Annotated in this window: 6 protein-coding genes; 4 read left to right on the plus strand and 2 right to left on the minus strand. The window is 47.6% G+C overall.

Annotated elements, in window-relative coordinates; all coding sequences use genetic code 11:
* Nucleotides 1–276 precede the first annotated feature (276 nt).
* The 3 genes from VFS25_RS21410 to VFS25_RS21420 all read left to right on the plus strand — a co-directional run bounded on the left by VFS25_RS21410 (nt 277) and on the right by VFS25_RS21420 (nt 7,273).
* Nucleotides 277–3,249 (plus strand): SusC/RagA family TonB-linked outer membrane protein, encoded by a 2,973-nt coding sequence (locus tag VFS25_RS21410; RefSeq protein WP_326464221.1) that lies wholly within the window; start codon nt 277–279, stop codon nt 3,247–3,249.
* Between the two features lie 18 nt (nt 3,250–3,267).
* Nucleotides 3,268–5,004 carry a RagB/SusD family nutrient uptake outer membrane protein gene (locus VFS25_RS21415; protein WP_326464222.1) on the plus strand — a complete coding sequence of 579 codons (1,737 nt, stop codon included), beginning with the start codon at nt 3,268–3,270 and terminating at the stop codon, nt 5,002–5,004.
* Between the two features lie 256 nt (nt 5,005–5,260).
* The gene (locus VFS25_RS21420) at nt 5,261–7,273 is read left to right on the plus strand and encodes a TIM-barrel domain-containing protein (RefSeq protein WP_326464223.1); all 2,013 of its coding nucleotides are present in this window, start codon (nt 5,261–5,263) and stop codon (nt 7,271–7,273) included.
* A 102-nt stretch (nt 7,274–7,375) separates the two neighbouring features.
* Here the strand turns inward: VFS25_RS21420 and VFS25_RS21425 are convergent, their stop codons facing one another.
* Together VFS25_RS21425 and VFS25_RS21430 are read right to left on the minus strand one after the other, a co-directional pair.
* Nucleotides 7,376–9,736: an alpha-L-rhamnosidase C-terminal domain-containing protein gene (locus VFS25_RS21425; protein ID WP_326464224.1), complete on the minus strand. Its 2,361-nt coding sequence runs from the start codon at nt 9,734–9,736 to the stop codon at nt 7,376–7,378.
* Nucleotides 9,737–9,826: 90 nt separating this feature from the next.
* Nucleotides 9,827–10,930 (minus strand): class I SAM-dependent methyltransferase, encoded by a 1,104-nt coding sequence (locus VFS25_RS21430; RefSeq protein WP_326464225.1) that lies wholly within the window; start codon nt 10,928–10,930, stop codon nt 9,827–9,829.
* A 350-nt stretch (nt 10,931–11,280) separates the two neighbouring features.
* On the opposite strand from VFS25_RS21430, the gene VFS25_RS21435 reads away from it, so the two are divergent.
* A complete protein-coding gene (locus VFS25_RS21435; RefSeq protein WP_326464226.1) occupies nt 11,281–12,045 on the plus strand; it encodes an SDR family NAD(P)-dependent oxidoreductase in 765 nt (254 codons plus the stop codon).
* Nucleotides 12,046–12,466: the final 421 nt, after the last annotated feature.

Below are 12,466 nucleotides of genomic sequence, written 5' to 3' on the forward strand. Positions count from 1 at the left end.
GAAGCCCTAGATTTTTCCGCCCAGCAGCTCCAATAAGTAGCTGATTACCAAATATCTATATTCAGAAATGCTTAGATTTTCCCACCAGGCGGTACTATAACGGCATAACACGCCCGATTAGTGATTTAATTTGGACCCGCCAATTAAAACGTCATGACCGGCGTTGGCGTCACCAATCATCCGCTGCAGCGATGAACGATGAATGTCCGCGTTTATGAACCAATCAAGCAGACTGATATGCTACAAAAAATTCTACGATTACTGAGTACTTTCGCCGTGATATTTGCATTCGCCTATCCGGCATCCGCGCAAAACAGAGTCATAGATGGGAAAGTGGTTGACTCGGCCACCGCAACGCCGTTACCTGGAGTGACCATCAGGATTAAAGGAACCAATTCCGGAACCACCACGGACGGAAATGGATCATTTCGGTTAACATTAACTACTGCTGCGAGCCAGCTCATCTTTTCTTCCATTAACTATGCCACTAAAACAGTTCCTATAACCGGCCAGAACAACCTGCTTATTAAGCTGGCGCCGTCAAGCGAGCAACTGAAAGGCGTTGAAGTGGTGAGCGTGGGTTATGGCACATTAGATAAAAGAGAAGTATCAAGTGCAATAACACACGTGACCGCCAAGGAGCTAAAAACCGTTGCAGCCAATAATCCCTTAATGTCCTTACAGGGGAAAGTGGCGGGGTTAACGATCTCCAATACCGCTACTGCCGATCCTAACTCTTCTCCGAGCATTCAGCTACGGGGGGTATCATCGCGCAGCGCTGGGCTGGGGCCGTTATATGTTATAAATGGGGTACCGGGTGGCAACATTGATAACATTAATCAAAACGATATTGAGTCAATAGACGTACTGAAAGGCGGTGCTGCCTCGGCTATTTATGGTACCCGCGGTAGTAATGGTGTTATTATCATCACTACGAAAAAGGGTACTGGCGAATCAAAGCTGGTTTACAACGGCTATTTCACTATGGATAAGCTGACAATGGTGCCTGATGTTCTCAGTCCCAGCGAGTTCCGTAAGTACCGGGTTAACGCAACGCCGGCCCAAGGGGTTGATTATGGAGCTAATACCGACTGGGTAAAAGCAGTTACGCGCCCTACGGCATACGCACAAAAGCACACCATACAGATTTCCGGTGGAACAGCCAGCGATAATTATTTTGCTTCTGCCGACTACCGGAATGCCAACGGTATCGACCTGCGCGCCTATAAAAAGGAATATGGCGCCCGCCTGAACCTGAATCATTCCTCAAAAAGCAACGTGTATACCGTTTCCCTGAATGTTGCACCCAGGTACATGCATACCAGCAATTCCGACCAGGGGAATTTTAACAACGCCATTACGTTGAACCCTACCATGCCTGTTTACGATAGCTCAGGCTACCATTTTATTAATACCGGATTTTTCTCAAATAACCCTGTTGAAAATGCACGGCTTATTAAAAGCGAAGCAGAGATAAAGGAGCTGGATATGAGTGGCTCCCTGAAGGTGAATATTTTGAAAAATCTGTATTCGACCGTAACAATATCCAATATCAAATCATCTTACAAGAATCTGAACTTCCGCCCGTCTACCCTGACCACTATTGTTCATAGCGGAACGGTAACCAAAACCAGTGAAGCCTCTCAGGAACAGATAGATAATGATCAGCGGAACATCGAATGGACAGTCAACTACGCACTTAATTTTAATAAACACCACGTTAAGGCACTCGGGGGCTATTCTTACAGCTACTTCAATTACCAGCAGTTCAGAGCGCATAACTACGATTTTCCGTTTGACACTTACTCATGGAACAATCTCGGCTCAGGTACCTGGAATGGTGGCGACAAAGGCAATGGGCAGGACGCCGTATCCTCAACCCAGAATGATTCACGGCTGGCGGCATTCTACGGCAGGATAAGCTATGATTTCGATAGCAAGTATATCTTTACCGCCAGCCTCCGGCACGAAGGGTCATCAAAATTTGGCGCTGATAGCAAGTGGGGCAACTTCCCCGCTGCCTCCGTTGCATGGCGTATTTCTGATGAAAGTTTTCTGAAAGACAAAATCAGCTGGCTGAACGACCTGAAGCTGAGAGCGGATTACGGTGTAACCGGCAACCAGGACTTTGACAGCTACAAATCGCTGCTTTTATATGGTGGTTATGGATATTTTCCTTTCAATGGCCAAACTTACCAGGTGTATGGTCCATCACAGAACATAAACCCGAACCTGGGCTGGGAAAAAGCCATCAACTTTAATGCAGGCATCGACTTTGAGTTATTCAACAGCCGCTTATCAGGTTCCGTAAACTATTATGTGCGTACCAACAAAGACCTGCTGGGTAATTACAATGTGCCGCTGCCGCCTAATCCGCAGTCCCAAACGTTCACTAACGTGGGCACCATGAAGAATTCGGGGTTAGAGATACAGCTGAGTGCACAGGTAATACAGCACAAGGACTTTAACTATAACCTGTCATTTACAACTGCTCTTAATAATAACAAATTTGTTTCCTTCTCTAATGAATTGTACCAGGGAGCTCCTTTCCAGGATATGGCAGGGTTACCTGCGCCAGGTTCTCCCGGTCCTATCCAGCGTTTGCAGGAGGGGCACCGAATCGGGGACTTTTATATGTTGAGATCTGCGGGTGTGGATGAAAATGGCGCACTGTTGGTTTATAAAAAGGATGGAACAATAGTAACTGCTAACCAGGCAAATGCAGACGACAAGCAATTTGTAGGCAATGGTTTGCCTAAATTTACCGGCTCACTTGGCAACGTGTTCACTTATAAGAACTGGGATCTCAACATCTTCCTGAGAGGAAACTTTGGTTATAAGCTGTTTAACATGCAGGCTTTTTACCTGGGCACGCCGGCCACCCAAACCGATGCTAATACTTTAAGATCGGCCTACGATCCGAAAAGCAAATATTCAAAGCTTACCAGCTCGGCCACTACAGCGCTTGCTTCAGATTATTTCCTGGAGTCAGGTTCCTTTGTTAAGATCGATAACGTAACGCTGGGATATAATTGTACAATTAACTCTAAATACCTGCGTGCCCTTCGGATTTATGCAGCGGCAAGCAACCTGTACACCTTTACCGGCTTCACAGGCGGCGATCCTGACCTGTACCCGGTTAACGACTTAACACCTGGTGTTCAGGGTAACCCGCGTACAAATACTTATGGTCTGAATTTTTACCCGGCCACCATCCAGATACTGGCAGGCGTACAGGCAACATTCTAAACAACTAATAGGTACAGTATGAAAAAGAGTTATAAAAAATATATAGTAAATGCCGCTTTGAGCGCCGCGCTGATTTTAGGCGGCTGCACAAAATTGGATGAGCATGTTTATGACAAGGTGGATGTGTCGCAGTTCCTTACCAGGCGCGATGATGTGATCAGGGATTTCTTACGGCCGTTTGAGCACGCCTACTGGAGCATACAGGGGAATGACATTTACGCTGTAGGGGAGAATAGCACCGACGAAATAGGCACCTTTAACCGCCAGGGCGACTGGCAGGACGGAAACTATTACCAGCGTATGCACTATCATACCTGGACTACGCAGGATGGTTTTACCAACGGCGCCTGGACAGCCTTTTACCAGGGCATTGTGCTTGCAACGAACTCGTTGCAGGATATGGAAGCAATATCTGATCCCGGTAAGCTGAATGTTACAGAAACCGAGCTGGCCGACTTTAAAGCCGAGCTCAGAACATTGCGGGCATGGTTTTATTTAAGAGCATTTGATTTTTACCGCAATATCGAGATCATAACAGACGTAAAGCATACCACCACTGGTAACAAGCAATCACCGCCGGAAGAAACTTTCAGTTATATTGAATCAGAGTTGAAAGCAGCCCTGCCCGATTTGCCCAAACGCGAAACACTGGGCGATAAAGGCATTGGCCGGTGGACACAGGCAGGCGCAGCAGCTTTACTGGTACGCCTGTACCTGAACGCTAAAGTTTACATTGGCCAGGATAAGTACAGCGATTGCGCCCAGGTTTGCCAGGATATTATTGACGGCAAATACGGTAACTATCAGCTGGACACCCGCTGGGATGCGCCGTTTGATTATACCAACACTACGGTTAATTCAGAAACGATCTATGGCTTCCCATCCACGCTTGCACGCACACACTGGCAGTATGACGGCGGCATGTTCTTTTGGGCAATGACCTACGACGCAGCGCCACTATATTGCGGTTTTACGGATTTTGGCCAGGCTAACCCGAGATACGCGCTTCAACCCGGTAGGGATGTAGACAGTGTTGAATACAGCTTTCAGCTGGGTAAGCCTTTCGTTAAGTTTCAACGCTATCCTGACGACTATCGCCTGAAGCTGTACAAAAACCTGGGCGACAGCAAACGTGAAGGCATGTTCCTGTACGGCTACCTGCCCTATGAACACGTTGTGAACGGTGTAACCGTTACCGATACCGTTCGTGGCAACAAGGGCCCTTACCCGCTGTTTATCCGCGACCAGGTGGGTTGGTTCCTGGATGCAAAGCCCGGAACACGGATTGCTGATAAGGAATCCAATATGAATCATGCCGACCATAACTCAGGCGTATTCTTCCTCAAATATCCTTTATACCCAACTCCCGATCCGAATCGTATTACATCTGCCTATGCGGAGATACGTTTGTCAGAGATCTATTATTCACTGGCTGAATGTAAGTACCGCGCAGGAGATAAGGCCGGTGCAGCCGTATTGCTGAACGCTGTACGCCAGCGGAACTACCCGGCCGGCTCCCCCAGTTTGTATAGGCCAGATGGCAGCCAGCTTACCGACCAGGAAATGCTGGACGAATGGGGCCGGGAATTTTTAGGGGAGAACCGTCGCCGCACTGATCTGATACGTTGGGGCGTATTTAATACCGGTACCTGGTGGGATAAAAAACCGGATGCCGATAACCACACAGCTATATTCCCCATAGGCCGCGACATCATGGGTGCTAACCCGCAATTTGTGCAGAACCCAGGCTACTAATACACCACTGTTAATATATCCACCTGCTGCCCCAAACCCATGCAATGGTATAGGGCAGCAGGTTTTTTTCGTCAATTTATTCAACTGCCAGCTATTCATGACTATATCGTCAAAGTGTTACCTGTTTATCCTTTTTGTTCTTCTCTGTTCCGCATCGCAGGCACAAAATATCCCGGTTCAACAGTCAGGTCTTGTGGGCAATTCAATTGCAGCATTTATCCCGGCAGGGTTTGATTCATTAAAAACGCCGTCGTTAATGCTGCAGGGCAATCCTTCCATACAAGGTGCCGTGCCGGCAAACTGGAACATCTTTCCTGAATTTTTTTTAACAGATGGCAAGGCAAGTGCGAATGTTCATTTAAAAGGCGACATCAGCCTGTATGGCGGAGGGGAGGTAACCGGCCCGCTGTTAAGAAATGGTCAAACCATTAAACTGTGGAACACCGATAACGGCGCTTATGGCACTGATAACGGTCAACGGCTTTATCAAACCCACCCCTGGGTGTTAGGTGTGAGAAAAGATGGTACTGCCTTTGGGATCTTGTTTGACAGTCCGTGGAAATCGCAGCTGACTACCAACACTGATAAAATTGAATTTAATACACAAGGCGCTTTGTTCCGTGTGTTTGTGATTGACCGGAAATCGCCGCAGGATGTGCTGAAAGGATTAGCCGAATTAACCGGAACCATTGAAATGCCACCCCTATGGGCCTTAGGTTATCATCAATGCAGGTTCTCGTATGGAACAGAAAAACGTGTAAGGGAAATTGCAGGCACTTTCCGTGAAAAACAGATTCCCTGCGACGCTATCTGGATGGACATAGATTATATGGATGGCTACCGGGTATTCACTTTCAACAAAACCAATTTTCCCAATCCCAGGCAGCTCAATGCCGACCTGCATGCAAAGGGTTTTCACTCGGTGTTTATGATCGATCCGGGTGTTAAGTTCGACACTACCTATGCTGTTTACAGGTCAGGCACAGCAAAGGATGTTTGGGTGAAAGACACGGCAGGAAGGGAATACCATGGGAAGGTATGGCCGGGCGACTGCGCCTTCCCGGATTTTACGATGCCCCGTACCCGGCAGTGGTGGGCCGGCTTGTACCGCGACTTCATGAAAAATGACATGGATGGCATTTGGAATGATATGAACGAGCCAGCAGTTAATGATAATGAATTGGCGCAGGATCTGCGGCTGGGCACAATGCCATACAACACACCGCATCGTGGCGGCGGCGGCTTGCCTGCAGGGCCGCACCTGCTATACCATAATGCTTTTGGAAGACTGATGGTGCAGGCTACCCGGCAAGGCGTGATGGCTGCCAAACCAGACAAAAGGCCTTTTGTTTTAACGCGGGCGAATTTACTGGGTGGGCAGCGTTACGCCGCCACCTGGACAGGTGATAACTGGGCAAGTGAGAAATTTATGAAGCTTTCCGTGCCGATGTCTATTACCCTTGGCTTATCGGGCCAGCCTTTCAGCGGCCCCGATATTGGTGGCTTTCTCGGCAATACCAGTGCCGACCTGTGGGCAAAATGGCTGGGCTTTGGCGTTTTCCTGCCTTTTGCAAGAGGGCACGCCTGTGCCGGAACCAATGACAAAGAGCCCTGGGCATTTGGTGACAGTATTGAAACAACATCGCGGATTGCAATCGAACGGCGGTACCGTTTACTGCCTTACCTCTATACCTTATTTTACAATGCGCATGAAACCGGGCTGCCGTTAATGTGTCCCGTGTTTTTTGATGATCCCGAAGACATAAGGCTAAGGGCAGAGGAGCAGGTATTTTTGCTTGGGAAACACTTGCTGGTGGTGCCTTCGTTTGCCAAAGATCCGGAGCTGCCCAAAGGCATCTGGGAACGCTTAAACCTGGTTGACGGGGATGAATCAGATCCATACCAGGCGAAACTGTTCATCAAAGGCGGCAGCATTATTCCTGCCGGAAAAATTATTCAGAATACCAATGAAAAATCAGTAGAGCAGCTAACATTGTTCATATGCCTGGACAGCACAGGTAAAGCCAGTGGCGAGCTTTATTGGGATGCCGGCGAAGGCTGGGGCTTTAAAAATGGTAACTATTCCCTTCTCAGGTTCCAGGCAACAGAAAAAAATGGTGTAACCAGAATTAACCTTACATCCCGCCGGGGCAGGTACAACATTAATAAAGACATTCACCAGGTTAAAGCAGTGGTTGTTAAAAACGGGCAGGTATATTCAGGCCTGATAAATTTAAAAAAAGGCGAGTTAAAAACCGCAGGTTCATAACAGGTAAAGAGCTGGCTTTTATAGCCAGGCAAAAAGAAGCCTTACAGTGTAATGCTGTAAGGCCTTTTTGTTTCCAAAACTTCTTTATCAATCCCGGTATGTTCAAATCTCCAACACATTCTCTCCCGCTTTCAGCTGATATTTTTCCGTTTTCCATATCAACGTACCGGAAGTGTTTGCAGGCAAAACAATTTTTATTTTCCACTTGCCTTTATCGAAAGCATATGCTACGGCAACTTTTCCGTTAGGATGCGGTATTTCGCCGCTTACATGGGTGAGGCCTCCCAGGTGTGGTTCGATTTTTATTTTGCGGAAGCCGGGCGCATCGCTGTCGATACCCAGCACTATCCTGAAAAATTCGATATTAGGACTGGCTCCCCACGCATGGCAGTCGGACCGGCTGTTGGGCAGGTCAGATACTTCGGCCCAGGTGGTTAATCCCATTTTGATATTATCCCGCCATACATCCAGCCACTTGAGGTAGTCATTTCCAAGGCCGCCTTTTGCCAGCGCCTGGTGCAGGTAATACTTAAAATAGATGGTGCATTGGGTTAACGAATGATCGTTTAAAAGCTGCCGGCATACTTCGGGGAGGTGTTGTTGATCAACCATACCGGCCAGTATTGCCAGCGCATTGGCATGCTGTGAATAAACGTCTTTTTCATTCGTATCTGCATACAATTTCCTGCCTGCATTCCAGTACTTGGTTTGGATGGTGTGCTTTAGCTGTCCTGCTTTTTGCCGGTACAGCGCGGCATATGCGGGCATACCCATGTTGGATTCCAGCTCAGCGGCCCATTGGTAGGCCATCAGCAGCTGCAGATCAAGGATGGCGGATGCGCCGTCGGTGCCTTTTGGCGGCATGGCAAAGTCCCATCCTTTACCGCCTACCCAGTCTATAAAATTCCAGTAAGGAACGCCTCTTAACGAGCCATCTGCTCCCTGGTACTTACTAAAAAAGTCCAGCACAACGCGTTCGCCGGTTAGCTTATCCTTTATAAAGCTGCTGTCGGACCGGTACATCCAGTAATCGTGCAGCACGCCGATATACCATAAAGAAAAGGTGGGTATAACCTGGGTATCGTGAGTAGGCCACCGGCTTTGTGTAACGCCTTCGGCTGTACGTGAGTGGTCCATCAGGCTAATGGCATTACGGGCCAGCCGGTCGTCGCCGCTATTGTAGTAGCTGATCATTGCCTGTATGCGTGTATCGCCTATGTACTGCAGCTGTTCGTAATAAGGGCAATCGAAATAGGTTTCCATGGCGCATAGCCGGGCGGTTCGCCACCCTATGTCCAATATCTTTTTTATTTCGGTATTACCGGTATTAAAGGCTGCATTGAATTTAAAAGGATAACCGGTGAATACGCCAAAAATATCATCTATCACCAATGGCTCGCTTTGCGTATGCACCGTTACTAATATGTAACGGAAGCTGCGCCAGTAAAGGGTTGTATAAGATTGTCCTGTGCTGCCGTCGGAGATCAGGCTGTCCTTCCGTCCTTTAAAATCTTTGCCATCCACATCATTCCGGTTGCCTTTCCGGTCGCCGTATTGCTGTAAATTATCAAAAAGTGACTCGGCATAACGCATGGAAATGCCGGCATGCTTACCCTTGCTAAAGTTTAAGTGAATGTAAGCGTTGGTCATAAAGGTTTGGTCCAGCAGGAAAGAAACCGTAGTATCAGCTGGAATAGTAATGGCGGTTTTCGACGCTGGGAATGCAGCAGGAAGGATAATACCGGTTGTTTTACGCACAACGGGTAGCCGTTGATAAGTCAGCTCCATCTGTGGTAATGGCGAAGGCACCAGCATCCAGCCAAATCCATCGGATGAGCCTTTTAGCTGGCCGCGGAACAGGTTAGCGGCAAATGGCCAGCTGCTATCATCAAAATCAACGGCCGTCCAGCCTTTAACAGATTGGTTCATATCCACCAGTTCACCTGTACTGGCGGCAAAAAAGCCCGTAATAGGCTGATACCCTTTATCCCGGATGCATTTCCAGGTATTATTGGTATTTAGTATGTCCTCATCCGAAGTGTTTCCCTGCACAATAAATGCGGTTCTTACCGTGATCTGTGCCTCCGGGCGGTTCTCTGCTTCATTAAAAACCAGCGCCGCTACCGTATTTTTACCTGCTGCCAGGTATGGCGCAATATCTACTGTTTCATAGTTCCAGTAATAAGCATCTCCGCGTGCCGGCCCTAACGATACCAGTTTACCGTTTACATACAGTTTGTAACGGTTATCGGCTGACACATGTATGATAAAGCTGGCTGGTTTTGCTGCGAGATCAATATTTTTCCGGAAATAATAAACCCCGTACGTGTTGCCCGGGTCATTGGGGGCCGCAATCCAATTGGCGTTCCAGGGCCTGCTCCCGGAAGTGGCAAATTGGGCATAACTGGCCTGAGTAAGCAGAAAGGAGTAAAGCGCCAGTACTAAAGAAAAGAATTTGTTCATTTAAAACATGGAATTAGCTGGATGCCAATATAACAGTCTGTTATATACTCCGCATCCTACACTATCCTGTTATGCTGATGGCAGACCTTTCTAAACAGGCATCCTGGCCAGTGCAAGACCAGTGAGCGGTTGGGCGGCCAATCCCTTTTGCTGGATGAAAACTTTCAGTTTGGCGCCCATGTCGTTCAGCAGGTTGTAGATCGCTATTGCCTTTTCAGGGCCTGCAAGGCCGTTGTCAACACTATTTTGTTCGATCGCTCTTAAATAATCCATTAGTCCCAGGGAGCGCAAAAAACAACCCTGATCCGTAAACCCGCAGCATTCCAATCCATTTTTTACACCCCAGTGATGCAATGCGGAAAAGTTTACATGAGCGGTAATATCCTGTTCCCCTATGTGATGGTAGGGATTGTCATTTGCCCGGTGTTCATGATAGCATATAAGTGTACCGTTGCACCTGTATTCCCGGTATAGCTCAGCAGAAGGATAGCCGTAATCAATGGTTAGCACAAATCCCTTTTTTAACGACCGGGCAATTTCACTGATCCATTCTATGGCCTGTAGATTAACTTCTGTACGGAAGCCTGTTGGTAAAGTGATATGCAGCTGCTGCAAATAATCTTTAAGTGCAGGCGACGCCGGCTGCAGCAGTTCAAAGAACCCGTTATCATAGCCCACAAACACTTCCATCAGTTCATTGCCCATAACAACTTCATGAACGGAAAAATTATCGAGCAGTTCATTGGATAATATGCAGCCGGTTATTTCATCACCTATTTCGGCAATGGAATCATGCCAGCTAACCTTCCCGCATAAATGTGCTTTTTCTTTACTGCGCATGAACGGGCTTTTTTCAATAATGCAATACTGCAGTTGCTCATAAAATGGCGGATTGTTTTTTAAGTAATCCAGCAGGTCATGGCAAAGTGCACCTGTTCCGGCGCCATATTCAACGATGGTGAATGGTCCCCGCCCTGTTAAATCCCACATTTCTTCAAGTTGGCGTCCGATCATGGCGCCAAAAACAGCGCTCAGGTTCGTACTGGTATAATAATCCCCCTTTGTACCAATTTTATCAGTGTCAGAAGTGTAATAGCCCAGCCCGGGGTAATACAGGGCAGTTTCCATAAAATCATGGAAAGCAATAGGGCCATTCCTGCTGATCGTTTCTTTTATGATGTCGGAAAGGTGCATAATGGCTTTCTTTCTGAAGCCAGCACAAAAACTATGCAAACAGGGTTTGCCAACTGGTGTGCAGACAGCAGTACCTGAACTGCAGTCCTATGTAAACAAAGCTCTTTAACCGAAAGAAATAGTGTTGTTTGCCGCATTACTGGGGTCATTACCGCTGAAGGGGCCGCCAGCGCTAATCCGATAGCCACAACTTGTTCGTGTATAACCACCTGCCAGCCAGGCAATGGTCTTAACTAAAGTAGCGCTCCCGGCATCTTCTCTTTCCAAATATTTGATTTTTACAAATAACCGATTGATTACAGCAAACCGTTGCCCTGCTTCATCATATAACTTTGCAAAAAACAAATGCAATGGAAAAGAAAAACAAAATAGCGCTGGTAACCGGCGGAAGCCGCGGACTAGGCAGGGACATGGCTTTAAGGCTGGCCGAAAAAGGTTTGGACGTTATCATTACTTATAACAACCGGGCTGAGGATGCGCAGCGTGTGGCAGCGCAAATTGAGGCAGCGGGGCAAAAGGCTGCAACGTTGCAGCTCAACACCGGCGTTATCGAAAGCTTCGACCGCTTTGCAAACCAGCTTAATACAACTTTAAGTACTCATTTCGGCGCTGATCGCTTTGACTTCCTGGTGAATAATGCGGGGCAAGGCGGTTACAGTCCTGTCAGTGATGTAACCGGGGCGTTTTTTGACGACCTGCTGAACGTGCATTTTAAAGGCGTTTACTTCTTAACACAAAAGCTTATTCCGGCAATAAACGACGGGGGCGGTATCGTAAATATTTCTTCGGGGCTTACACGTATTGCTGTTCCCGGATCATCGGTGTACGCTTCTTTAAAGAGCGCAGTGGAAACATTTACCCGCTACCTGGCCAAAGAGCTGGGTGCAAGAGGCATTCGTGCAAACGTAGTTGCTCCTGGTGCTATCATGACGGATTTTGGCGGCGGCCATTTACGTAATAATGAAGAGCTGCAGAAATTCGTGAGCAGTGTTACAGCTTTGGGCCGGCCAGGCGTAGCTGAAGACATTGGCGGTGTGGTGGCTTTCCTCTGCACGGAAGATGCACGCTGGGTAAATGGCCAGCGTATTGAGGCTTCCGGCGGCATGCAGCTGTAACGCCCCCAGCCATCGTTAGCTATTAAAGTATGCTACTTCCCGGTTCTTAAATTTTAATAAGTGCCGGGAAGTATTTTGTTAATGCCCCAAGGATAGAAATGCACCACGTGGCCCCAGTCTGCCGTACATTTAGCACCATTCTACTACCGCCATTATCCTTTGCACAGTTGCAGAAAATAATATCATAACGCGGGCGCTTCATAATGTTCCTCAAATCCCGCTTGTCAAAAATATTATTTGTTTATCCCAAACTAACACTATATTTGTTCAGTAGAACAGACTAGACCAAACCAATCAAAATCCACAAACTGAGGCTCAAAGCAGCGGGTTGCCGCTGTGCAGGAATCGCTTTGTGTAATGGGGACAGGTTCGAAATGCAATTTCACGTTCATCGGGGGATACAAACAGACATTATACCTAT

Origin of the sequence: Chitinophaga sp., from assembly GCF_035761305.1 — a bacterium.
Classification (GTDB): domain Bacteria; phylum Bacteroidota; class Bacteroidia; order Chitinophagales; family Chitinophagaceae; genus Chitinophaga.